Annotated in this window: 22 protein-coding genes; 13 read left to right on the top strand and 9 right to left on the bottom strand. The window is 71.3% G+C overall.

Annotated elements, in window-relative coordinates; genetic code table 11:
* The first annotated feature begins 178 nt into the window (after window positions 1-178).
* Window positions 179-1,465: a PrsW family intramembrane metalloprotease gene (locus KIK06_RS11900; RefSeq protein ID WP_017598421.1), complete on the top strand. Its 1,287-nt coding sequence runs from the start codon at window positions 179-181 to the stop codon at window positions 1,463-1,465.
* Here KIK06_RS11900 and KIK06_RS11895 read toward each other — a convergent pair.
* The 4 genes from KIK06_RS11895 to KIK06_RS11880 form a co-directional block, all read right to left on the bottom strand.
* Window positions 1,401-2,513, bottom strand: a complete 1,113-nt coding sequence (locus KIK06_RS11895; RefSeq protein ID WP_268643195.1) for a COX15/CtaA family protein — start codon at window positions 2,511-2,513, stop codon at window positions 1,401-1,403. The genes KIK06_RS11900 and KIK06_RS11895 overlap by 65 nt on opposite strands.
* 117 nt (window positions 2,514-2,630) lie before the next feature.
* The gene (locus KIK06_RS11890) at window positions 2,631-3,164 is read right to left on the bottom strand and encodes a DUF4352 domain-containing protein (protein ID WP_268643194.1); all 534 of its coding nucleotides are present in this window, start codon (window positions 3,162-3,164) and stop codon (window positions 2,631-2,633) included.
* Window positions 3,165-3,307: 143 nt separating this feature from the next.
* Window positions 3,308-4,240 carry an EamA family transporter gene (locus tag KIK06_RS11885; protein WP_268643193.1) on the bottom strand — a complete coding sequence of 311 codons (933 nt, stop codon included), beginning with the start codon at window positions 4,238-4,240 and terminating at the stop codon, window positions 3,308-3,310.
* Window positions 4,241-4,246: 6 nt separating this feature from the next.
* Window positions 4,247-4,633 (bottom strand): hypothetical protein, encoded by a 387-nt coding sequence (locus KIK06_RS11880; protein ID WP_017598417.1) that lies wholly within the window; start codon window positions 4,631-4,633, stop codon window positions 4,247-4,249.
* Window positions 4,634-4,768: 135 nt separating this feature from the next.
* Between KIK06_RS11880 and KIK06_RS11875 the strand changes: the two genes are divergently transcribed.
* Window positions 4,769-5,458 carry an RICIN domain-containing protein gene (locus tag KIK06_RS11875; RefSeq protein WP_268643192.1) on the top strand — a complete coding sequence of 230 codons (690 nt, stop codon included), beginning with the start codon at window positions 4,769-4,771 and terminating at the stop codon, window positions 5,456-5,458.
* 253 nt (window positions 5,459-5,711) lie between these two features.
* Here KIK06_RS11875 and KIK06_RS11870 read toward each other — a convergent pair whose 3' ends face one another.
* The gene (locus KIK06_RS11870; RefSeq protein WP_017598415.1) at window positions 5,712-6,545 is read right to left on the bottom strand and encodes an ABC transporter permease; all 834 of its coding nucleotides are present in this window, start codon (window positions 6,543-6,545) and stop codon (window positions 5,712-5,714) included.
* Complete coding sequence (locus KIK06_RS11865; protein ID WP_017598414.1) at window positions 6,545-7,486, bottom strand: ABC transporter ATP-binding protein; 942 nt, start codon at window positions 7,484-7,486, stop codon at window positions 6,545-6,547. The genes KIK06_RS11870 and KIK06_RS11865 overlap by 1 nt, the downstream gene beginning before the upstream one ends.
* Before the next feature lie 340 nt (window positions 7,487-7,826).
* On the opposite strand from KIK06_RS11865, the gene KIK06_RS11860 reads away from it, so the two are divergent.
* Genes KIK06_RS11860 through KIK06_RS11825 form a run of 8 tightly spaced genes read left to right on the top strand, consistent with a single transcriptional unit; the run spans window position 7,827 to window position 14,443 of the window.
* On the top strand, window positions 7,827-8,573 hold the full coding sequence (locus KIK06_RS11860) for a helix-turn-helix transcriptional regulator (protein WP_017598413.1): 747 nt from the start codon (window positions 7,827-7,829) through the stop codon (window positions 8,571-8,573).
* Between the two features lie 19 nt (window positions 8,574-8,592).
* Complete coding sequence (sufB, locus tag KIK06_RS11855) at window positions 8,593-10,005, top strand: Fe-S cluster assembly protein SufB (protein WP_017598412.1); 1,413 nt, start codon at window positions 8,593-8,595, stop codon at window positions 10,003-10,005.
* A 1-nt stretch (window position 10,006) separates the two neighbouring features.
* A complete protein-coding gene (gene sufD / locus KIK06_RS11850; protein WP_017598411.1) occupies window positions 10,007-11,167 on the top strand; it encodes a Fe-S cluster assembly protein SufD in 1,161 nt (386 codons plus the stop codon).
* On the top strand, window positions 11,160-11,495 hold the full coding sequence (locus KIK06_RS11845; RefSeq protein WP_017598410.1) for a non-heme iron oxygenase ferredoxin subunit: 336 nt from the start codon (window positions 11,160-11,162) through the stop codon (window positions 11,493-11,495). Before sufD ends, KIK06_RS11845 begins: the two co-directional genes overlap by 8 nt.
* Before the next feature lie 8 nt (window positions 11,496-11,503).
* Window positions 11,504-12,265 carry a Fe-S cluster assembly ATPase SufC gene (gene sufC / locus KIK06_RS11840; protein ID WP_017598409.1) on the top strand — a complete coding sequence of 254 codons (762 nt, stop codon included), beginning with the start codon at window positions 11,504-11,506 and terminating at the stop codon, window positions 12,263-12,265.
* A gap of 2 nt (window positions 12,266-12,267) precedes the next feature.
* Window positions 12,268-13,566, top strand: coding sequence for a cysteine desulfurase (locus tag KIK06_RS11835; RefSeq protein WP_017598408.1), 1,299 nt, complete (start codon window positions 12,268-12,270; stop codon window positions 13,564-13,566).
* A gap of 23 nt (window positions 13,567-13,589) precedes the next feature.
* Window positions 13,590-14,066: a Fe-S cluster assembly sulfur transfer protein SufU gene (gene sufU, locus KIK06_RS11830; protein WP_017598407.1), complete on the top strand. Its 477-nt coding sequence runs from the start codon at window positions 13,590-13,592 to the stop codon at window positions 14,064-14,066.
* Window positions 14,063-14,443 carry a metal-sulfur cluster assembly factor gene (locus tag KIK06_RS11825; RefSeq protein ID WP_017598406.1) on the top strand — a complete coding sequence of 127 codons (381 nt, stop codon included), beginning with the start codon at window positions 14,063-14,065 and terminating at the stop codon, window positions 14,441-14,443. The genes sufU and KIK06_RS11825 overlap by 4 nt, the downstream gene beginning before the upstream one ends.
* A gap of 67 nt (window positions 14,444-14,510) precedes the next feature.
* On the opposite strand, the gene KIK06_RS11820 is transcribed toward KIK06_RS11825, so the two are convergent.
* On the bottom strand, window positions 14,511-15,404 hold the full coding sequence (locus KIK06_RS11820) for a DMT family transporter (protein ID WP_268643190.1): 894 nt from the start codon (window positions 15,402-15,404) through the stop codon (window positions 14,511-14,513).
* Between KIK06_RS11820 and KIK06_RS11815 the strand changes: the two genes are divergently transcribed.
* Both KIK06_RS11815 and KIK06_RS11810 read left to right on the top strand, forming a co-directional pair.
* Window positions 15,403-16,845 (top strand): aminotransferase-like domain-containing protein, encoded by a 1,443-nt coding sequence (locus tag KIK06_RS11815; RefSeq protein ID WP_268643189.1) that lies wholly within the window; start codon window positions 15,403-15,405, stop codon window positions 16,843-16,845. The genes KIK06_RS11820 and KIK06_RS11815 overlap by 2 nt on opposite strands.
* Before the next feature lie 48 nt (window positions 16,846-16,893).
* On the top strand, window positions 16,894-17,238 hold the full coding sequence (locus tag KIK06_RS11810; RefSeq protein WP_268643188.1) for a hypothetical protein: 345 nt from the start codon (window positions 16,894-16,896) through the stop codon (window positions 17,236-17,238).
* 76 nt (window positions 17,239-17,314) lie between these two features.
* Here the strand turns inward: KIK06_RS11810 and KIK06_RS11805 are convergent, their stop codons facing one another.
* Entirely contained in the window at window positions 17,315-18,061 is a 747-nt protein-coding gene (locus KIK06_RS11805) for a DUF2470 domain-containing protein (protein WP_017598402.1), read from the bottom strand.
* 136 nt (window positions 18,062-18,197) lie between these two features.
* Window positions 18,198-20,483 carry a hypothetical protein gene (locus KIK06_RS11800; RefSeq protein ID WP_268643187.1) on the bottom strand — a complete coding sequence of 762 codons (2,286 nt, stop codon included), beginning with the start codon at window positions 20,481-20,483 and terminating at the stop codon, window positions 18,198-18,200.
* Between the two features lie 669 nt (window positions 20,484-21,152).
* On the opposite strand from KIK06_RS11800, the gene KIK06_RS11795 reads away from it, so the two are divergent.
* The gene (locus KIK06_RS11795) at window positions 21,153-22,103 is read left to right on the top strand and encodes an SGNH/GDSL hydrolase family protein (RefSeq protein ID WP_017598400.1); all 951 of its coding nucleotides are present in this window, start codon (window positions 21,153-21,155) and stop codon (window positions 22,101-22,103) included.
* Window positions 22,104-22,109 lie beyond the last annotated feature (6 nt).

The raw sequence follows: 22,109 nt of genomic DNA, 5'->3' as shown, positions 1-22,109 counted from the left end.
GGCCTTCCGGTCTGGGGGTGGGGCGTCGGTCCTCCGGAGGCGGCGCTCGAGTCCGTCGGGAGCCGACCGGGCGAGTCACCACGATCTTGCCGTATTTCGCGGCACTGCGGGAGATCAGCGACGATGCCTGTGGACGACGGCGCGTTCCACCCTCCGGGGCCGGATACGATCGGTGCCCATGCCCCGTCTCGACAGCAAGGCCATCCTCCAGGGTCGTCGCTCCCGTTACTCGCTCACCCTCATCGTGGGCATCTCGGTCAGCGTGGTGTGCCTGTTCGGCATGTTCGTGTACCTGTGGCTGCTGGCCATGGCGGGCGGTGCGGCCGCCGGCATCGACGGCGCGGTGGGTTTCGTCGTCAGCCTGATCGCCGCGGTCATCCCGGTCACCGTCCTCGTGCCCCTCATCCTCATGCTGGACCGGTTCGAGCCCGAACCCGGCTGGGTCCTGTTCTTCGCCTTCGTCTGGGGCGCGGGCGTCGCCGTGGTGGCGTCGCTCCTGCTCAACACCTGGGGCATGAACAACCTCACCGTCCCCCTGTACGGCCAGGACCTGGGTGACTACCTCGCCACCTCCGTGGTGGCGCCCGTGGTCGAGGAGAGCGCCAAGGGCGCTGTCCTGCTCATCCTCCTGTGGCGCCGCCGCCACGAGATCGACACCTTCACCGACGGCGTGATCTACGGCGCGATGGTCGCCACCGGCTTCGCCTTCACCGAGAACGTCCTGTACTTCCTCAGCGCGTTCTTCGACGACACCCTCGTGGCCACCTTCGCCATCCGCGGGCTCGTCGCCCCCTTCGGGCACCCCATCTACACCGCGATGATCGGCGTCGGCGTCGCCTACGCGGCCATGAACACGGGCGTGGTCCGCCTGTTCGCGCCCATCGCCGGGTGGGGGCTGGCGGTCGTTCTGCACGGTATGTGGAACGCCTCGACCCGCTATGGCTGGCTGGGGCTCGGCGCTGCCTACCTGGTGCTCTTCTTCGTGCTCCTCTGCCTCCTGGCCACGACGGTGCGCGACCGGCACGCCCAGATCAGCGCCATCGCCCACTACCTACCCCAGTACATCCCCACCGGGCTGGTGACGCCGGCCGACATCACCATGCTCGGCACCATGGGCGGGCGGCGTCAGGCCCGTGAGTGGGCCTCGCGCAACGCGGGCCGCCGCGGGCGAAGGGCGATGAAGGAGTACCAGCTGGCCGCGACCGAGCTCGCGCTCCTGCACAAGAAGCTGGACGCCGGCCTGCCGCGCGACGACTGGAAGGTCCGCCGGGACTCGTTCCTGGCTCTCATGCACGTGGCGCGCGACACCTTCCTGGGGCGGCTGCCCCAGCCGGTGTCCCCCGGCTGGGCGGAGAGCCCGACGGACTCAGGCTTCCTGCGCAGATCGGACTTCGCGCACGTCATCGCCCAGGCGCGGGCTCAACAGGACTACGTTCCCCGTCACGGTCAGCGTCCGGTCCGGTGAGGCCCTCGGCCGCCGGGACGAGCCGCGTGGTGGAGAAGTACAGGCGGCAGATCGCGATCCAGGTCAGGGTCGAACCGAGTACGTGCAGCACCACCAGGCCCTCGGGCAGCGCGAGCGCGTACTGCGTGTAGCCCAGGACCCCCTGCAGGAGCACCACCACGACCAGGGACGTGGCGCTGACCTTGACGGGACGCCGCGCACCGCCGCGGACCGCGATGACGGCGGCCAGGCCCGCGGCGGCCAGGGTCAGCCAGGCCAGGGCGGAGTGCACCCGCGTGACCGCGCTCAGGGCCAGGTCCCAACGCGGGGCCTCGGCGTCGCCGCCGTGGGGGCCGGTGCCGGTGACGACGGTCCCGGCGACCAGTAGCAGGAACCCGATCACCACCAGGCCGATACTCAGCGCGTGCAGCATCGGGCCGACCGACACCCGGGGCGTTCCCTCGGGCTCCTGGCAGCGCACGTACAGCGCCACGGCCAGGAAGGTCACCACCATGGACAGCAGGAAGTGCGTGGCGACCGAGGCCGGGTGCAGATCGGTCCACACGGTGATGCCGCCGACCACCCCTTGGCCGAGCACGCCGAACGGGATGATCACGGCCAGCAGGGTCAGGTCACGGCGGCGGGGCCGGGACCGCAGGACGGCCAGCAGGGTGATGAGGCCGACCGCGAGCACGAGGAACGTGAGCGTGCGGTTGCCGAACTCGATCGCGGCGTTGAGCGCCGCGTGCTCGGTCTCGAGCGGCACGAAGCTGTCGGGCGTGCACCGCGGCCACTCCGAGCAGCCGAGCCCGGAGGAGGTGACGCGCACCGTGGCGCCGGTGACGGCGATCCCCGCGTTGACCACGACGTTGCCCAGCGCCCAGGCGCGCAACGACCGCGGGGTCGGTGTCCAGATGGTGCGGGCCAACAGGACGAGCACCAGGACCCCGGCGGCCGCGAAGGCGATCTGCCAGGCCCACAGCGGGGCGCCGAGGATCTCGATGGTCTCCGTCGCGAGTGCGGGGAGCGGGGGCGGGGCCGTGGTCGCGGTGGCCGGGAGCGCAAGCATACGACAGAGCGTAGTACATGGTTCCGGCCACCGGTGCTCACCCCCGGTCGACCGGCGCGACCTGCGTCGGGGCCCGTCGGCCGGGGGTGGGGCCGATCGGCCCCCGGGGCCCCGGAGTCACGCCACGGGGGCGGTGTAGGTCGTGCCGAACGAGCCGCTCTGGAACTGGACGGTCACGGGGGTGAAGGTGCCCGAGGAGCTCACGTTGCCGGTGATCTCCTGGCCCGGCGCCAGTTCGACGACGTCGATGTCGTCGGCGTCCATCAGCAGGCCCGCGCCCGCGACGTGCTCCTCACCGCCGTCGTCGACGAGGGTGAAGTACATGCTGGCGACGCTGACGGGCTCGTCGGTGTTGTTGACGACGGTGACCTCCACGGTGACGTAGTCGCCGTCGTCGAACATGAAGCTGGGCTCGAGGGTCCCGGGGGCGGCGGTCAGGCCGACCGTGGTGTCGCTGGCGGGTACGGTCTCGTCGCTGAGGACGTCGGGTGTCGGGAAGTCGCTGGGGTCGAACGCCTCCGGCGGCTGCGCCGGTGTGGGCTCGGCGTTCCGGACGAGCATCCCGCCGACGACGACCAGCGCGACGAGGAGGGCCACCACCGCTCCGGCCGCGACACCGCAGCCGATACCGATCTTGGCTCCGGTGGACATCCCCCTCCTGGGAGGTTGGGGGTGGCCGTGGGGCTGGTGGGGGTACATGGGGCTCCAAACGGGTGACACGGAGTGGGGATCGGATGACATGCGTGAGATGTGTCCGGTTCCACCGATGTTCCCGAGGCCTCGTGTGAGGGGCCTCACTCGCTCCGGTGCGGCGGGGAGGGGGAGGAATCGGCCTCACGATCACCCCTGCCCCGCCGGGTCGACGTGCGTGTCGCCCCGACGCTGGCCACGATGACGCAGGCGACCGCGAGCCACTGCCACACGGTGAGCAGTTCGCCCAGCAGTACGAGCCCCACCAGTGCGGCGGCGGCCGGCTGCAGGCTCATCAGGACGCCGAACACGCGCGGCGGCATCCTGCGCAGGGCGGTGAGCTCCAGCGAATAGGGCACCACGGACGACAGGACGCCGACGGCCAGGCCGAACAGGAGCAGGCGCCAGTCCAGCAGGGCTGCGCCGCCCTGAGCCACGCCCACGGGCGCCAGGAGGGCGACGCCGACGACGCTGGCGATCGCCAGTCCCGACGCGCCGCTGAACCGCTGGCCCGTGGCCGCGCTCAACAGGATGTAGCCCGCCCACGACGCGGCGGCCAGCACGGCGAACACGATGCCCCACGGGTCCAGGGAGGCCGACTCCAGGCCGAGCGCGACCACGCCCAGCCCGGCCAGCGCGGCCCACAGCAGGTCGACGCGGCGGCGGGAGCCGAGGATCGCGATGGTCAGGGGGCCCAGGTACTCGATGGTCACCGCGATCCCCAGGGGAATCCGGGCGAAGGCCTGGTAGATGAAGAAGTTCATCATCGCCAGCGCCACGCCGTAGCCGACGACCACGGTCCAGTCGGTGCGGTCGCGTCCCCGCAGGGCGGGCCGCGCCACGAGGACGAGCAGGACCGCCGAGGTGAGCAGTCGCAACCAGACCACGGCCGCGGGGGGAAGCGCCTCGAACAGGTTCTTGGCCACCCCCGCGCCGATCTGCACGGAGGAGATGCTGACCAGGACCAACCAGACCGGTGGCACGGACGCCACCGCGGCGCGCGGGGAGAGGCCCGCACGATCCGACGAGGAGCTCATGGACAGTCATCCTACGTTTTCGGAGTCCCGTCGGTCGACGGCCGCTTTCCTCCCGTCGCCCTCCCGGTGACTCCGTCTCCCGTCCCCCTCGCGGCGCCCCGGCGCGACGAGGGCGATCAGCAGCAGGGACCAGGCCACGACCACCAGGCCCGGCTGGAGGAGTGTCATGACCAGTCCGTACACCGTCCGCTCGGCCTGTTCGGTGAGGGCCTGCGCGCCGATCCACGCGTACGGCAGCGCCGCCGCGACCAGGTTGGTCGCCAGCGCGGCCCAGGCCAGAGCGCGCCGCGCCGGGCGCCGCCACAGCAGGAGGGCCCCACCCGCGACGAGTAGGAACAAGGGCGGTCCGAGGTGGCGGACGACGATGAACCAGGGAACTCCGATGGCCTCCATGGCGGCCGACACTATCGGGAACCGTGCGAGGGGCGCGTCGACCGGCCAACATGCGCGAATCGGTGCGTGTGGTGTGAAATAGTTCGGGGTCGTCGCCGAGACGGCCCGATTCCCGCCGCCTTGGAGCACCCACGCATGTCCCCTCGAACCGACTCCCTGTCCGACCGACACGTCCCCCGCTGGCCGATCACGGTCGGCGCGCTGGCACTCGTCCTGGTCGTCATCATCGCCGGGTACACGGGCGGCCTCCTGTTCCCGGGAGGGGAGCCGGTGGAGGAACCGGAGATGACCGTTGCCTCGGGAATCCTCGTCGAGCCTCCGGGAGCCCCGGAACCGGAGCCCTCCGAGGAACCGAGCGAGGAGCCCTCCGCCGAGCCCACCCACCCGGCGGGCCTGGACCCCGAGACCGTCTACGTCCTCCAGAACGTCCACGGCGGCCGCGTCATGGACGTCGCCCAGGCGGCCACCGCCAACGGGGCCCCCGTGCACCTGTGGGACCGCCACGACGGCGACAACCAGCGTTGGCGCTTCGTTCCCGTGGAGGGCGGGTTCTACGAGATCGAGGCCATCGGTGCCAACAAGCTCCTGGAGATCCCCACCGGACCGGACGCGGGGCCCGGAGCGTCGCTGCTCACCCGGACCGGACAGCCCAACCAGCAGTGGTCCCTGGTCGAGGTGGGGGCCGGGGTGATCCGCATCGTCAACCGCGCGACCGGGCAGGCCCTGGAGGGCCAGGGCGGCGCGCCGGACAACGGCACACTGGTCACCCAGGCCGCCGACGCGGGCCAGGCCCACCAGCAGTGGCGGTTGCTCCCCCTGAGCTGAGGGGCGGGGGTCACCCCAGGGGTCACCGTTCGGGCGTCGGCGGGGTTCTGCACGACGAGGTGAGCCGTGTAGCGAGGGACGAGCGGTAGGCGTGGCCGAGGAGGAAGAATCCCTGCCTTGAGGGCGCCCGGACACGGTCCGAAGCGGAGCGGAGGACCAAGGCGGACACGGTTCGGGCGTCGGCGGGGTTCTTATGGATGGGGCCGCGCCGTAGGCGTCCGTCGAGGGTGGTGGGGCCCGCGACGAACGCGGCTCACTCCCAGCGGAAGAGACGGCTCGCCAGCAGGGCGCCCACCGCGGCCCACACGGCCAGTACCGCGAAGGCGGCGATGCCGGGCAGGGAGCCGTCGACCAGTACCGTCCGCAGACCGGAGGTGAGCGCGGTGATCGGCAGGACCGAGACCGCCTGCTCCAACGGCCCCGGGAAGCTGCTGGTCGGGAAGAGCACCCCGCCCATCCCCAGCATGAGCACGTAGACCAGGTTGGCCCCGGCCAGCGTCGCCTCCGCGCGCAGGGTGCCCGCCATCAACAGCGCCAGTGAGCTGAACGCGGCCGTGGCCAGCAGCAGCAGGGCCAGCACGGCCACCGCGCCGACCGGGTCCAGCGACGGCGACCAGCCCAGCAGCAGGCCCACCACGCACAACACCGTGACCTGGATCGCCTGCACGCCGAGCACGGCCAGGGTCTTGGCGGCCAGCAGCCCGAAGCGCGACAGCGGGGTCGCGCCCAGACGCTTGAGTACCCCGTAGCGGCGCTCGAAGCCCGTTCCGATGGCCAGCCCGGTGAACGAGGTCGACATGACCGCCAGCGCCAGCACGCCGGGCGTGAGGGCGTCGACGCGGGCTCCACCGCCCACATCCAGGACGGAGGTGAGGCTGAAGCCCACGAGCAGCAGGACCGGGATGACCATGGTCAGCAGGAACTGCTCACCGTGCCGCAGCATGATCCGCAGCTCCATCCCCGCCTGGGCGGCGACCATCCGCCAGGTCGGGGCGGCCCCCGGATCGGGGCGGAACAGGTCGGCGTCGCCGTCGGCGGAGCGGCCGACGAGGGCGGCCGCGGGGGTGCTGGAGGTGTGCTCGGTCATCAGTCGCGCAGTTCCCGGCCGGTGAGTTCGAGGAAGACGTCTTCGAGGGTACGCCGCCGTACGCGCAGGTCCTCGGCGAGGATCCCGGCCGAGGCGCACCAGGCGGTGACCGTGGCCAGGAACTCCGGCCCCAGGGCGTCGGGGTCGTCGGTACTGATCACGTACTCGTGCCCGCCGCCCACGGCGGTCGCGGACCCGACCCGACTGCCCTCGGGCAGTGCGGCTCGCAGCGCCTCGGCGTCCAGCGGTTCGGCCGCGGCGAAGCGCACCTCGCGCCGTTCGCCGGTCAACTCGCGGGGACTCCCCTCGGCGACCACGGAGCCCCGGTCGACGACGATCACATGGTCGGCCAGCCGCTCGGCCTCGTCCATGTGGTGGGTGGTGAGGATCACCGCGACCCCGGCCGCCCGCAGGGAGGCCACGAGGTCCCAGGTGGCCATGCGCGCCTGTGGGTCGAGCCCGGCGGTCGGCTCGTCGAGGAAGACCAGTTCGGGGCGTCCGACCACGGCGCAGGCCAGGGAGAGGCGCTGCTGCTGGCCTCCGGACAGGCGGCGGAACGGGGTGGCGGCGGCCGAGGTCAGCCCGAGGCGCTCCAGCAGGAGGTCGGGGTCGATCGGCCGTGCGTGGAAGGAGGCCATCAGTCGCAGCCACTCGCCCGCGCGGGCGCCGGTGGGAACGCCTCCCGACTGGGGCATCACACCGACCCGGGGCTTGAGCGCGGACGCGTCGGCGACCGGGTCCATGCCCAGTACACGCACCCGTCCGCCGTCGGCGCGGCGGAACCCTTCGCAGATCTCGATGGTGCTCGTCTTGCCCGCTCCGTTGGGGCCGAGCAGCGCCGTGACCGCGCCCCTGCGCGCGGTGAACGTGAGGTCGGTGACTGCGGTGGTTGTGCCGTAGCGCTTGACCAGGTCGACGACCTCGACCGCGGCTGTGTCCATGGGCCATGAGTCTACGTGCGGCCCGGCGAGGCGGGTCACCGGCCCGGGACGGCGGGTCCGCGCGCGGATGCGGGAACGGACACCCGAGGTGTCCGCATCGCGGTCGCGCGTCTCAGAATGTGGGAATTGGGACTGTCGTGGCGCCGGTCGGCGTTGTGGTGTGCCGATGGCCGTCGTGTGAATCCGCTGTTAGGCAAGGCTGACCTTCGTGATGAAGGGCATGAATGCGGGTTTGCCTACGCGGACTTATTTAGGCCACACTGATGTTGTCTAAAACACGAGCGGCGTCCGGAGAAGGGAGGGGAACGCTGTGCCCAACGCGTCCAGTGTGCCCCGTCCCATGTCCGGCCCCGATCGCGGGGGCGAGAACGGCACCCGCGCGCGGGTGGCGCGGCTCATCCTCGAACAGGGTCCGATCACCGCCTCCTCCCTGGGGGAACGGCTCGGACTCACCCCGGCGGCCATCCGCCGCCACCTCGACAACCTGACCAGCGAGGGCATGGTCGAGGCCCGTGACGCACGACCCGTCGGCGGACGCCGGCGCAGGGGTCGCCCGGCACGCGTCTTCGCCATCACCGAGGCCGGGCGGGACGCCTTCGTCCACGCCTACGACGACCTCGCCTCCAGCGCGCTCCGCTTCCTGGCGGAGACCGCCGGCCCCGAGGCCGTCGGCGAGTTCGCCCAGCGTCAGGTCGCCGACCTGGAGAGGCGCTACAAGCCGCAGCTCGACGCTGTTGCTCCCGAACAGCGCGTCCGGCTCCTGGCCGAGGCCCTGTCCAACGACGGTTACGCCGCCACCGCGGGCCGGGCGCCCGCACCCGGGGGCGGCGACCAACTGTGCCAGCACCACTGCCCCGTCGCCCACGTCGCCGCCGAGTTCCCGCAGCTCTGCGAGGCCGAGATCGAGGCCTTCTCGCGGCTTCTGGGCACCCCGGTGCGCCGGCTGGCCACCATCGCCCACGGCGACGGTGTGTGCACCACGCACGTCACCCCCAGGGGAGACGGGGCGGACGGGGGCGACGGCACCCCCGCGACCAACGCCGTCCGCCAGGGGGCGGGCGGCTCGGAACACCACAAGGACGTCTGAGTCCAGGAGGAGTCCGCGCATGACGTCTATCGCGCACCCCGAGCTCGAGGGGCTCGGCAACTACGAGTACGGCTGGGCCGACTCCGACGAGGCCGGGTCGAAGGCCCGTCGCGGTCTCAACGAAGAGGTCGTTCGCGACATCTCCGACAAGAAGGACGAGCCGGAGTGGATGACCAAGCTCCGCCTCAAGTCTCTGCGGCTCTTCGACAAGAAGCCCATGCCCAACTGGGGCGCGGACCTGTCGGGGATCGACTTCGACAAGATCAAGTACTTCGTGCGGTCCACGGAGAAGCAGGCGGCCTCCTGGGAGGACCTGCCCGAGGACATCAAGAACACCTACGACAAGCTGGGCATCCCCGAGGCCGAGAAGCAGCGCCTCGTCGCCGGTGTCGCCGCGCAGTACGAGTCCGAGGTCGTCTACCACCAGATCCGTGAGGACCTGGAGGAGCAGGGTGTCATCTTCCTGGACACCGACACCGCCCTCAAGGAGCACCCCGAGATCTTCGAGGAGTACTTCGGCTCGGTGATCCCGCCCGGCGACAACAAGTTCGCCGCGCTCAACACCGCCGTGTGGAGTGGCGGATCCTTCATCTACGTGCCCAAGAACGTGCACGTGGAGATCCCGCTCCAGGCCTACTTCCGGATCAACACCGAGAACATGGGCCAGTTCGAGCGGACGCTGATCATCGTCGACGAGGGCGCCTACGTCCACTACGTCGAGGGCTGCACCGCACCGATCTACAAGTCGGACTCGCTGCACTCCGCGGTCGTCGAGATCATCGTCAAGAAGAACGCGCGCTGCCGCTACACGACCATCCAGAACTGGTCGAACAACGTCTTCAACCTGGTCACCAAGCGTGCCGTCGCCGAAGAGGGCGCCACCATGGAGTGGATCGACGGCAACATCGGCTCCCAGGTCACCATGAAGTACCCGGCCGTCTACCTCATGGGCGAGCACGCCAAGGGCGAGACCCTGTCGATCGCCTTCGCGGGTGAGGGCCAGCACCAGGACACCGGTTCCAAGATGGTGCACTGCGCGCCCAACACCTCCTCCACCATCATCTCCAAGTCGGTGGCACGCGGCGGGGGTCGCGCCTCCTACCGGGGTCTGGTGCAGGTGCAGGAGGGCGCCGACCACGCCAAGTCCTCCGTCAAGTGCGACGCGTTGCTGATCGACACCATCAGCCGCTCGGACACCTACCCCTACAACGACCTGCGCGAGGACGACGCCGAGCTCGCGCACGAGGCGACCGTCTCCAAGGTCAGCGAGGACCAGCTGTTCTACCTCATGAGCAGGGGGATGGACGAGGACGAGGCCATGGCGATGATCGTGCGCGGGTTCGTCGAGCCCATCGCGCGCGAGCTGCCCATGGAGTACGCGCTGGAACTGAACCGGCTGATCGAGCTTCAGATGGAAGGAGCGGTTGGTTAAGTTGACCAGCCCGAGCATCGAACCCAAGGCCCACAGTCACGGTCTCGGGGACATCCCGTTCTCCAAGTTGGCCACCCACGGGTCCTTCGACGTGAACGACTTCCCCGTCCCCAACGGCCGCGAGGAGGAGTGGCGGTTCACCCCGATCCGCCGCCTCAAGGGCCTGCACGACGGCAGCGCCGTCGCCGACGGCACCGACAAGCTCGACGTCGACGCCCCCGAGGGCGTCACGGTGGAGCGCGTCGGCCGCGACGACTCCCGCATCGGCAAGGCCGGTTTCCCCGCTGACCGCGTGGTCGCCCAGGCCCACACCTCCTTCGAGGAGGCCACGGTCGTCACCGTCGCCCAGGGCAAGGCCCTGGACCGGCACGTGACCATCGACCGCGAGGCCCAGGGCGGGACCCGCTTCGACCAGTACGTCATCGACGTCAAGCCGCTGGCCGAGGCGGTCATCGTCCTCAACCAGACCGGCACCGGTGTGCGCGCGGGCAGCGTGGACGTCCACGTCGGCGAGGGCGCCCGCCTCACACTGGTCAGCGTCCAGGACTGGGACGGCGACACCGTCGACGTCACGCAGCACAACGCCCAGGTCGCCAAGGACGCCACGTTCAAGTCGATCGTGGTCACGCTGGGCGGTGACCTGGTCCGGCTCTCCCCGAAGGTGGCCTACACCGGGCGCGGCGGCAACGCCGAGCTGCACGGCCTGTACTTCACGGGAGACGGTCAGCACCACGAGCACCGCTCGCTGATCGACCACAACCTCTCGCACACCCGCTCCCGTGTGGAGTACAAGGGCGCGCTCAGCGGCAAGGACGCGCACGGTGTCTGGATCGGTGACGTGATCATCGGCGAGGGCACCACCGGCACGGACTCCTACGAGCACAACCGCAACCTCCAGCTCACCGACGACACCCGCGTGGACTCGGTGCCCAACCTGGAGATCTTCACCGGTGAGGTGGAGGGCGCCGGGCACGCCGCCGCCAGCGGCCGCCTCGACGACATCCACCTGTTCTACCTGCGCTCGCGCGGTATCCCGGAGGACGAGGCCCGCCGCCTGGTCATCCGCGGCTACTTCCTGGAGCTCATCAACCGGATCCCGGTCGAGCAGCTGCGCGACGACATCATGGCCAAGGTCGAGCGGAAGCTGGCGGCCCATGAGTGAGACCAGGCAGTGGGTGAAGGTCGCCGAGCTCGCCGAGATCCCCGAAGAGGGGGCCCTGGGGATCGAGCTCGACGACCAGACCCCTCTGGCGCTGGTTCGCTCCGAGGGCGAGGTCTTCGCGGTGCGGGACGTGTGCTCGCACGCGGAGGTCCGCCTGTCGGAGGGCGAGGTCGAGGACGGCGCCATCGAGTGCTGGCTGCACGGTTCCTGCTTCGACCTGCGCTCGGGGGCGCCGATCAACCCGCCCGCCACCCAGCCGGTTCCCACCTACGACGTGAAGATCGACGGCGACGACGTGCTCGTGTCGCTGGATGAGAAGAATTCCTGAGGCTTGATATGACGAAGTTCGAAATCCGCGGTCTGCGTGCCGACGTCCTGATCGGAGAGGACGAGCGGCAGGAGATCCTCAAGGGCGTCGACCTGACCATCAACTCCGGTGAGACGCACGCCATCATGGGCCCCAACGGCTCCGGCAAGTCCACCCTCGCCTACGCGATCGCGGGTCACCCCCGCTACGAGATCACCGAGGGCGAGGTCCTCGTCGACGGCGAGAACATCCTGGAGATGAGCGTCGACGAGCGCGCCCGCGCCGGCGTGTTCCTGGCCATGCAGTACCCGGTCGAGGTCCCGGGCGTGTCCATGTCCAACTTCCTGCGCAGCTCCGTCACCGCGGTGCGCGGCGAGGCTCCCAAGCTCCGCCAGTTCTCCAAGGAGCTCCAGGGCGCGATGAAGGACCTGTCCATCGACCCGACCTTCGCCGCCCGCGGCGTCAACGAGGGCTTCTCCGGCGGTGAGAAGAAGCGCCACGAGATCCTCCAGCTGGAGCTGCTCAAGCCGAAGGTCGCCATCCTCGACGAGACCGACTCCGGCCTCGACGTCGACGCGCTCAAGGTCGTGTCCGAGGGCGTCAACCGCGCCAAGGCCGGCGGTGAGATGGGCGTCATGCTCATCACGCACTACACCCGCATCCTCAACTACGTGAAGCCGGACTTCGTCCACGTCTTCGCCAACGGCCGTGTCGCCGAGTCCGGTGGTCCGGAGCTGGCCGACACGCTCGAGGCCGAGGGCTACGAGCGGTTCGTGAAGGCGGGCGCGTAACCGTGACCCTCCGCGAGTTCGGTCGGCCCGAGACGGGTCTGCTCGACACCCAGGCGATCCGGAAGGACTTCGAGATCCTCTCCCGGACCGTCCGCGACGAGCGCCCCATGGTGTACCTCGACTCAGGGGCGACCTCCCAGAAGCCGAGACGGGTACTGGACGCCGAACGCGAGTTCTACGAGCGCCACAACGCGGCAGTGCACCGCGGCGCCCACCAGCTCGCGGAGGAGGCGACCGACGCCTACGAGGCCGCCCGGGAGACCATCGCCCGGTTCGTCGGGGCGGCCCCCGGTGAGGTGGTGTTCACCAAGAACGCCACCGAGGCGATCAACCTCGTCGCCTACGCGATGAGCAACGCGGCCACGGCCGACGACGGGCTCCGCCGCTTCCAGGTGGGGCCCGGGGACGAGATCGTCGTCACCGAGATGGAGCACCACGCCAACCTGGTGCCCTGGCAGCAGCTGTGCCAGCGCACCGGCGCGACGCTGCGGTGGTTCCCGGTCACCGAGGAGGGCCGTCTCGACCTGTCCGACCTGGACGACCTGGTCAACGAGCGCACCCGCATGGTGGCCTTCGCCCACCAGTCCAACGTGCTGGGGACGGTCAACCCGGTGGCGCCCATCGTCGCCCGTGCCCGAGAGGTCGGCGCGCTGGTGCTGCTGGACGCCTGCCAGTCGGTCCCGCACATGCCGGTGGACGTCGCCGAGCTGGATGTGGACTTCCTGGCCTTCTCCGGGCACAAGATGCTCGGCCCCAACGGGATCGGTGTCCTGTGGGCCCGGCGGGAGCTGCTGGAGGCCATGCCGCCGTTCATCACCGGCGGTTCCATGATCGGTGTCGTGCACATGGAGTACTCCACCTGGGCCGAGCCGCCGCAGCGGTTCGAGGCCGGGGTGCCCATGGCGCCGCAGGCGGTCGGTCTGGCCGCGGCCTGTGACTACCTCAGCGAGGTGGGCATGGACCGGGTGGCCGAGCACGAGCACCGGATCACGGAGTACGCGCTGGAGCGGGTGGGCGCCATCGAGGGCGTGCGGATCGTCGGCCCCACCGAGGCCGTGGACCGCGGGAGCGCGGTGTCGTTCGTGGTGGACGACATCCACCCCCACGACCTGGGCCAGGTCCTGGACGACCGGGGTGTGGAGGTGCGGGTGGGCCACCACTGCGCCTGGCCGCTGCACCGCAAGCTCGGTATCCCGGCGACCACGCGCGCGTCGTTCTACCTCTACAACACCCTGGAGGACGTGGACGCGCTCGTGTCGGCGATCCAGGACGCGCAGCGGTTCTTCGGAACCCGGCCCTGAAGCGAGCGAGGAACAGCCTGACCATGCAGCTGGACGCGATGTACCAGGAGATCATCCTGGATCACTACCGCAACCCCCACCACAAGGGGCTGCGGGACCCGCACAACGCGGAGGCGCACCACATCAACCCCACCTGTGGGGATGAGGTGACGCTCCGGGTGGCGCTGGCCCCGGCCGACGGGGCGGCCCTCGACGACCAGGCGGTCGTCGAGGACGTCTCCTACGAGGGGATGGGCTGCTCGATCAGTCAGGCCAGCACCTCGGTGCTGACCGACCTGCTGATCGGGCGCACGGTCGCCGAGGGTATGCGTACCCTGGAGGCCTTCACGGAGCTGATGCAGTCCAAGGGCCAGGGTGAACCCGACGAGGACGTGCTGGAGGACGCCGTGGCGTTCGCCGGCGTGTCGAAGTACCCCGCGCGGGTCAAGTGTGCCCTGCTGGGGTGGATGGCCTGGAAGGACGCTGTGGCGAAGTCCCTGGAGAAGGAAGGCGCCCGATGAGCGAGAACGAGACGGTGAAGGCCGGGGCCGACGAGGGCGCCGAGACCGCCGCCCCCCTGTCCCCGGAAGCCGAGCAGCTGGTCGAGGAGATCAGCGAGGCGCTCAAGGACGTGATCGACCCCGAGCTGGGCGTCAACGTCGTGGACCTGGGACTGCTGTACGGGGTGAACGCCGATGACGACGTCATCACCCTGGACATGACCCTGACCAGTGCGGCGTGCCCGCTGACCGACGTGATCGAGGACCAGGCCACCAGCGCCCTGGACGAGTTCGAGCGCGAGGTCAGGATCAACTGGGTCTGGATGCCGCCGTGGGGTCCGGACAAGATCACCGACGACGGACGGGACCAGCTGCGCATGCTGGGCTTCAACGTCTGAGGAACGAGCGGAGTCTACGGGCGGGCCGGTGACCCCTTCGGGGGACCGGCCCGCTTCGTGTTCTCACCTACCGCACTCTCTGGGTGACGATGATGCAGACGAGCACGGCGACGGCGGCGATCGGAGCGCTGGGGGTGAGGGGTTCGCCCAGCAGCAGCACCGCCCACGACAGGGTGAGCACGGGTTGGGCGAGCTGGAGCTGGCTGCCTCGGGCCACACCGATGATCGCCATCCCGCCGTACCAGGCCGCGAACCCGGCGAACTGGCTGATGAGCACGAGGTAGGCCAGTCCGGTCACCGCCGTCGGGGTGGGGTGCGCCGGTTCCAGCGCCAGGGCGAGAGCGGAGGCCGGGACGGACACCGGCAGCGAGCACACCAGCGCCCAGGCGATGACCCGCCACCCGGGTGTCCGTGCGGCCAGCCGTCCGCCCTCCGCGTACCCGGCGGCGCCGCCCACGACCGCGCCGATCATGTACAGGTCCCCGGTCGAGGGGACGCCGCCGCTGCGCAGGAACGTGAAGGCGACGACCACGGCGGTCCCGGCCACCGCGGCGGCCCAGAACACGGGGGAGTGGCGCACGCCCGTGCTCACGGCGGCGTAGGCGGCGGTGGCGATGGGCATGGCGCCCACGATGACCGCGGCGTTCCCGGTGGAGGTGGTCTGGAGGGCGAGCGTACTCAGCAGGGGGAAGAGCACCACGCACCCCAGGGCCACGACCAGGATCGGTGCGATCTGTCGGCGGTCGGGTAGCGGTACCCGTGCCACCCGTAGCGCCACGGCGGCCAGCAGTCCGGCCAGGGCGCAACGCACGGCCGTCACGGTCCAGGGGCCGAATCCGTCCAGCGCCCAGGCTGTGGCCGGAAAACTGAACGAGAAGCCGAGGACGCCCAGGGCGGCGAGTGCGGTGCCGGTGCGGACCGCTACCGGCTTCGTACTGGTAGCGCTATTCTGTACTCTCATGAATGAGAGTAGCAGTGTGGGTGTTCTCGTCGCATCGCTGCGTCGCGACTTCGAGCGCTACCAGCCTGGGGAGAAGCTGCCGTCGAGCCGTGCGCTGGTGGAGCGCTACGGCGTGGGGCCGGTGACCGTCTCGCGCGCCGTCGCCCAGCTGGCGGCCGAGGGGGTGCTGGTCACCCGGCCCGGGGCTGGGGCCTTCCGGGCCGAGCGGTCCGCGCCGGTCCGGCCCGGCGGGGACACCTCGTGGCAGGAGGTCGCGCTCAGCGCGGAGACCGCGACCGGACCGGGCGGTTCGGTGCCCCGCTCCGTCGAGGACGCCGGGGTCCTGGCGACGCTCGCCGCGCCGCCGCCCGGCACGATCTCCTTCCAGGGCGGCTACCTGCACCCCTCGCTCCGGCCCGACCGGGCGCTGGCCTCCGCCCTGGCGGGCGCCGCGCGCCGACCGGGCGTGTGGGAGCAGCCGCCGATCGGGGGGATCGAGGAGCTGCGAGGCTGGTTCGCTCGCGAGATCACCGGTCCCACCGGGCACCTGGACGCCTCCCACGTCCTGATCACGGCGGGAGGGCAGAGCGCGCTCACCACCGCGCTGCGCGCCCTCGCCCCGCCCGGCGGATCCGTCCTGGTGGAGTCGCCCACCTACGCGGGGCTCCTGGCCGTGGCGCGCGCCTCCGGGATGCGTCCGGTTCCCGTGCCCGTGGACACCGACGGGTTGCGCACGGAGTTGCTGGAGGGAGCCTTCCGAGCCACCGGAGCGCGTGTGCTGGTCTGCCAGCCGCTCTTCCAGAACCCCACTGGGGCCGTGCTCGCGCCCGAACGCAGGTCGCAGGTCCTGCGCATCGCGCGGGAAGCGGGCGCGTTCGTCGTGGAGGACGACTTCGCCCGGCGTCTGGCCCACGCCGACGCCGGCCCCCTGCCACCGCCGCTGGTCGCCGACGACGAACACGGCACCGTCGTGCACGTCTGCTCCCTGACCAAGTCCACCTCGCCGAGCCTGAGGGTGGGCGCCCTGGCCGCCCGGGGGCCGGTGCTGCGCCGTCTGCGCGCCATCCAGGTGGTCGACAGCTTCTTCGTGCCGCGCCCCCTCCAGGAGGCGACCCTGGAACTGGTCGGTTCCCCCTCCTGGCATCGCCACCTGCGCGCTCTCGCGGCGGGCCTGTCCGAGCGCCGTTGCGCGATGAGCACCGCCCTGCTGAGGGAACTCCCCGACCGGGAGCAGCCGGTCTCGCGTCTGGGCGGCTACCACCTGTGGCTTCCCCTGCCGGAGGGGACGGACGAGGCCGAGGTCGTCACGGAGGCGCTCCGTTCGGGAGTCGCCGTGGCCCCGGGCCACGTCTACTTCCCGGCCGAACCGACCGGGCCGCACCTGAGGCTCAGCTTCGCGGCCACCGCGGGCCCCCAGGAGATCGACGAGGGGGTGCGGGTGCTCGCCGGGATCCTGCGCTGAGTGGCGGTACTCATGCGGGCTCCGCCGTCCGCACGGGACGATGCGGGCATGGATTCCCCCTGGGAGGGTTCCGCCGCCTGGCGGATCGCGGCCTGGTTCGCCACCGCCGTGGTCGTGGTGTGCACGGGGTACTGGGCCCTGGGCTTGGCCGGGCTGGTCCTCGTCATGTCGGGGGCGACGGACCCCGTCATGTACGCGTTCCTGGGGATCCACGGCGCGGCAGCCGCGGTCGCCGCCGTCGTGGCCCCGGTCCACCTGGTACTGGTCTGCCTGGGGCGGTCCGGCCGCCTCCGGCGTGTGCTGGGGCGGGTCCTCGGTTGGGCCGTGGTGCTCTTCCTCGTCGGCTGCGGGGTCACGGCCTTCGTCGTCGCGCCGATCATCGGACCGGCCTGACGGACGATCCCGCCAGGAGAACCTCCCGATCATGGGTTCGGCCTGATGGCCCGCCGTCACCTGAGGGCGGGGCGACTCAGTGGCGGTGGTCGATCCCGGCCAGGACGTGGACCTCGTGGGCGACGTCGTGCGGCGTCCGGGCCGGTCGGCGGAACGGGATGCGCACGTCGTGGTCGCCGTCGGCGGACTCCAGCCGCAGCAGCAGACCGAAGCGGTCCACCCCCAGCGGGCGGGGGCGGCCGTCCGGCAGGGGGAGGGGGCAACGGTCCACCAGGGCGTACAGGACGTCGGGGTGATCCTGCTCCAGGTGGCGCAGCCATGGCCCCTCCCAACGGCCGAACGGGTCGGCGTGGGCGCGGCCGAACTCGCCGGGGTGGAGCAGATGACAGCCGTCCTGCGCGGAGTGCACGACCAGGTGGGGCACCAGGACGACCATGGTGTGTCCGTGCCCCAGGTCCAGGAGGCGCTCGTCCGGGTCCCTGGCCAGTACCTCCAGTGCGCGGTCGCGCGCCTCGTCGGGCTCCGGGACGCTCAGGGCACCGCTGATCCACAGCAGGGAGCGGGTGGGGTCGCGCAGGTCCAGCGGGGCGGTGTCGACGAACTCGACGGTCGCCTCCAGCGGGTCCGGGCCGATCTCGACCAGGAGCCGGTGGTCGTCGGGTACCAGCAGCGTGATCTCGTCGCCGGGGCCGGTATGGCAGACGGGGGCGGCCAGGTCCAGCGACAGCTCGGAGGCCGTCACGGTCGCGGGGTTGGGTCGGGCCAGGACCGAACGCGCCCGTTCGGCGGGGGACGGCTCCAGGGCACGGTGGGACGCACGCATGAGGATCACCTCAACTCTCTTAGGTAAGGCTAACCTACATGCTTTTCCGTTGGGGGTGGTAGTCCTGGACGCTTCCGATACGACGAAGCCCCCGGGGAAGAGCCCGGGGGCCTGATGAGGTGACGGTGTGGGGTGGTCAGCGGGCGGCGAAGAGCCCGGAGCGCAGCTCCCCGGCGATGTCGGCGTCCCCGCGCAGCTCCAGCCGGTCGACGAGCGCCTGCGGGTCCAGCAACGCCGCGTCGTCGTCGCTGATCCGGCGGGCCAGGATCCGCAGCGAATCCTCGGTGGAGGCGTGCGCCGTGTAGCCGCTCAGGTGCAGGGCCCGCGCGGCGGGGGAGAAGCCGCTCAGGTCGGAGGCCGGGAGCTTGCGCGCGTCGAGCCGGTCTCCGGAGACGGTGATGAACACCCGGTCGCCGGGTTGGGCCGCCTGCCGGCGCAGGAGCGGTCGCAGCGAGTCGAACGCGGGCTGGTCGCGCCACACCAGCACGAGCAGGTCCGCGCCGGGGGCGGTCAGACACAGCAGCCGACCCGGCTGGAGGCCCAGGTGCGTCGCGTAGCCCGCCGGGACCGCCACGGGCGCGCCGTTGAGGTGGTCGGCCGTGATGTCGACCCGGTGCCACCAGCGCCCGTCCGGGGCGCGGAAGCAGCGCGCGGCCATGGCGGGGTCGCCCGAGGCCGCGGGGGGCGGGGGCGGCGCGACGGTCGGGATCGGACCGGAGGGCACGGGGTCGGGGACCGCGGCCGTCGGAGGCCGGTCGTGCGCTGGTCTGTACTGGTGGGGGGCCGGAGTCTCCTCGTGCGCGGGGCCGTCGGGGCGGCGCCGTATCGGCAGCCCGTTCTCGGTCCGCGCCCCCGAGGAGTCCGGAGCGCCGGACTGGTTGGTGGGCGCCTCCATCGGCACTGACGGGTCGACGAACACGTACCCGTCCTTGAGGCTCACGCCCGGTGTGCTCAGCAGCCAGGCTCGCAGCTCCTGTTGGCGGATGCCGATCCGGCTCAGACGGAGTCCCGCGTCGGTCAGACTCGGCCCGTCGCCCAGCAGCTCGCGGGTCTGCCAGCGCAGGCGGTTGGGGTCGTCGGCGATCAGCCAGCCGTTGTGCATCCGCCGGTCGGTGAACAGGGTGATGACCACCCGCCACAGGGGCGTGTGCAGCGTGGGCACGTTCACCGGGTGGTCGGCGTGGGCGTTGATCAGCCGGTCGATGGTGGTCGCCGACCCCAGCTGCTCGGACAGCTCGCGCAGGTGTTTGGTGATCGGAGCGCCCTCTGGCGAGTTGAGCCACTGCAGCAGGCGTTCCTCGACCCTGCGCTGGGCCGCGCGGATCTCCGTGACGTCCACCGTGATCTGCTCCGAGAGCACCCGGATGCTGATGGGGTCGGTGGCGAAGAGGCGCTCGGCGGCCACCGTGCGCTCCAGGTCGGGCCAGGAGCGGAACATGCCGTCGACCAGGTCCACCAGCGGATGCTCGCCGAGGGCGGGAGCCGGGGGCTCCTCCACGGGTTCGGACCGCATCGCCTTGGGCGGGCCGAAGGAGGGCCGGCGCAGGGTGCGGCCGGGGCCCAGCAGGGAGCTGCGAAACTGCGACCGCAGGTCCCCGACCCCCTCCGCCGTCACGGGTTCGGCGGCCGTGGCCTCGGCGCCCTGGGCACCGCCGGGGATCATCGCGGCGGAGCTGACCATACCGGTGGGCGCGGCGTCGTGGCCGACGGCGGAGGTCTCGGCCGGGCCGCTCACCTCCGGGCCCGGGTGCTCCTCGGCGCGCTGGGCGCGCAGCGCCCTGAGGGTGCGGATGGCGCGGGTCGCCGGGGTCTGCGGAGGTGCCGGGTCGAGTCCGGCACCCTCGGAGACCTCCGACCCGTCGGCCACGCCGGTGGCGGCGGTGAGGTATTCCAGCGCGTTGCGTACGTGTTCGGGGGCCGAGTCCGGAAGCCAGTGGGAGACCGTGCGGACGGCCTCGAGCATCAGCGCGGGGGAGGGGGTGGGGCCGCCGGGAAGTTCGCAGCAGGGTTGGAGGGCCCGCCAGGCGACCGTGCTGACGATGTCGAGGACACCGCAGCCGGGGATCGGCCACGCACGGATCTCCTGGGGGGTGGCGGAGATGAGGTGGTCCCAGTCGCCCGCGGTGGAGGTGATCGCGCCTCGTACCGGTTCGGCCAGGTCGGAGCAGTCCACCGACTGAGTGCGCAGGCTGGGCAGGAACTCGCCGAGCGGGACGTGGCTCCACTGCTCGGTGGCCAGTCGGGCGATGCCGTGCGCGAGCCAGGGCGGCCCGGCGATGTCCAGCACCCGGGCCACGGGCAACGAGTGCCACCAGCCGTCGATGAGCCGGTCGTGGTGGAGCAGGGGTGCCACGTCCGGCGAACGCGACCACCGCAGGGCGGGGGCGAGGTCGACGAGGCAGATCGGGGAGACGGCGTTCATCCGCTGGGGACCTCGACCTCCTGGTGACTGCACGTGAATTGGGGAGGAACCGCACGGGCCTTCGGTTCGATGCACCACAGTACGCGCCCTTCACCCATCGGGGGCCGGACCGGCGGCGCCGATCGGTTGCACCGCCAGTGGGCACGGCATGCCGGGGGACAGGGGCGCCGTGAGTACTTGTCGGAGATCGTACGTGGCCGGGAGCCACATGGGTACCCCCAGGACGCCCCGGTCTCGGCGGACATGTCTGTGACCCGCTCGTGTGGTGACGGTGACAAGGGCCATCACGGACGAGGCGACGGCTTCGTGTGTGATCCACCTCATATCAGTCCGACGGTGTGTGTATCCCGTTCGGGACCGGGGCCGACACGGGTCGGGAGCCGCCCCTGTCCTGCCGTTCGCCGTCGCCACCCACGAGTACGCGGGGCCACCGGAACGGACTGGTTCGGGGTGATGTGGTCGACCTCGGCCAACACCCATGGGAACGGTATGCTGGGCGGGCACTGTCCTCGTCCGAACGCCCTTCGGTCGGGTGGCCGCCCAGCGGCCGACCTGGGTCGACGGTGTTCGGATCGGGGTGGCGGCATCGCGGCCCCTGCCAGACTTCCGTTCCCGCGCGCCCTCGGCGCCTCGCGAGCGTGGGACGGTCGAGCCGGACGATTGGTTGACGTGACAGACGTAGAGACGAATCCCCCAGCGGCCGCGCGAGCCATCAGACCGGACGCCATCCGGTCCTACGTCGCGATCGGCGACAGCATCACCGAGGGGATGGAGGACGACAGCGGCCCCGGCGGCGAGTACCGCGGTTTCGCCGATCGCCTCGCGGAGCACCTCGGCTCGTACACGCCCGACTTCCGTTACGCCAACCTGGGCGTGCGCGGTCGCCGGATGCGGCACATCTTCGGTGAGCAGCTCGACCAGACCCTGGAGTGGAAGCCGGACTTGGTCACCGTCCTGGCGGGCGGCAACGACGTCCTACGTCCCGGCGGCGACCTCGACCAGCTCGCCGAGCAGTTCGAGGAGGGTATCCGCCGCCTGAGCGACGCCGGGATCCGCGTCGTGATCCTGTCCGGTCACGACACCGGATGGATCCCCGTCCTGCGTTACTACCGCGGTCGCATCGCGGTGTTCAGCATGCACATGCGCGCCGTCGCCGAGCGCACCGGGACCGAGATCGTGGACCTGTGGGCGCTCAACGCGCTCACCGACTCCCGCGCCTGGAGCGACGACCGGCTGCACCTCAACGGCACCGGCCACCAGATCGTCGCCGCCCGCGTCGCCGACCTGCTCGGTTTCCCGATGGGTCCCCGGGAGTCGTGGACCGATCCCTGGAGCACCCCTCCCCGGCAGCTGCCGCGCATTCTGCGCCGCCGGGAGAACCGCCGGTGGGCCCGCCAGTACCTGGTGCCGTGGCTGCGCCGCCGTGCCTTGGGCCGTTCCTCGGGTGACGGACGCCTGCCCAAGCGCCCCACCCTGGACTACCTGCACGACGAGACGACGCGGGCGCGGATGGCGCGGGACATCGAACGGGGCGTGGAACCCGGCCGGTTCGATCCGGTGGACGGGGGCGCCCCGACCAGCAGCCCCTCGGGCACCAAGGGACCCACACCCAGCCACTAGCGGGGG

The sequence above is a fragment of the Nocardiopsis sp. EMB25 genome (genome assembly GCF_026797795.1).
Classification (GTDB): Bacteria; Actinomycetota; Actinomycetes; order Streptosporangiales; family Streptosporangiaceae; genus Nocardiopsis; species Nocardiopsis lucentensis.
This window is presented reverse-complemented; position numbering and strand designations above follow the sequence as displayed.

Coding starts and splice junctions, on each gene's coding strand:
- KIK06_RS11810 (WP_268643188.1), top strand. CDS start 16,894: ATGGATTCCCCCTGGGAGGGTTCCGCCGCCTGGCGGATCGCGGCCTGG.
- sufU (WP_017598407.1), top strand. CDS start 13,590: ATGCAGCTGGACGCGATGTACCAGGAGATCATCCTGGATCACTACCGC.
- KIK06_RS11800 (WP_268643187.1), bottom strand. CDS start 20,483: ATGAACGCCGTCTCCCCGATCTGCCTCGTCGACCTCGCCCCCGCCCTG.
- sufC (WP_017598409.1), top strand. CDS start 11,504: ATGACGAAGTTCGAAATCCGCGGTCTGCGTGCCGACGTCCTGATCGGA.
- KIK06_RS11845 (WP_017598410.1), top strand. CDS start 11,160: ATGAGTGAGACCAGGCAGTGGGTGAAGGTCGCCGAGCTCGCCGAGATC.
- KIK06_RS11825 (WP_017598406.1), top strand. CDS start 14,063: ATGAGCGAGAACGAGACGGTGAAGGCCGGGGCCGACGAGGGCGCCGAG.
- KIK06_RS11865 (WP_017598414.1), bottom strand. CDS start 7,486: ATGGACACAGCCGCGGTCGAGGTCGTCGACCTGGTCAAGCGCTACGGC.
- KIK06_RS11890 (WP_268643194.1), bottom strand. CDS start 3,164: ATGTCCACCGGAGCCAAGATCGGTATCGGCTGCGGTGTCGCGGCCGGA.
- KIK06_RS11870 (WP_017598415.1), bottom strand. CDS start 6,545: ATGACCGAGCACACCTCCAGCACCCCCGCGGCCGCCCTCGTCGGCCGC.
- KIK06_RS11900 (WP_017598421.1), top strand. CDS start 179: ATGCCCCGTCTCGACAGCAAGGCCATCCTCCAGGGTCGTCGCTCCCGT.
- KIK06_RS11880 (WP_017598417.1), bottom strand. CDS start 4,633: ATGGAGGCCATCGGAGTTCCCTGGTTCATCGTCGTCCGCCACCTCGGA.
- KIK06_RS11815 (WP_268643189.1), top strand. CDS start 15,403: ATGAATGAGAGTAGCAGTGTGGGTGTTCTCGTCGCATCGCTGCGTCGC.
- sufB (WP_017598412.1), top strand. CDS start 8,593: ATGACGTCTATCGCGCACCCCGAGCTCGAGGGGCTCGGCAACTACGAG.
- KIK06_RS11860 (WP_017598413.1), top strand. CDS start 7,827: ATGTCCGGCCCCGATCGCGGGGGCGAGAACGGCACCCGCGCGCGGGTG.
- KIK06_RS11820 (WP_268643190.1), bottom strand. CDS start 15,404: ATGAGAGTACAGAATAGCGCTACCAGTACGAAGCCGGTAGCGGTCCGC.
- KIK06_RS11895 (WP_268643195.1), bottom strand. CDS start 2,513: ATGCTTGCGCTCCCGGCCACCGCGACCACGGCCCCGCCCCCGCTCCCC.
- KIK06_RS11875 (WP_268643192.1), top strand. CDS start 4,769: ATGTCCCCTCGAACCGACTCCCTGTCCGACCGACACGTCCCCCGCTGG.
- KIK06_RS11885 (WP_268643193.1), bottom strand. CDS start 4,240: ATGAGCTCCTCGTCGGATCGTGCGGGCCTCTCCCCGCGCGCCGCGGTG.
- KIK06_RS11805 (WP_017598402.1), bottom strand. CDS start 18,061: ATGCGTGCGTCCCACCGTGCCCTGGAGCCGTCCCCCGCCGAACGGGCG.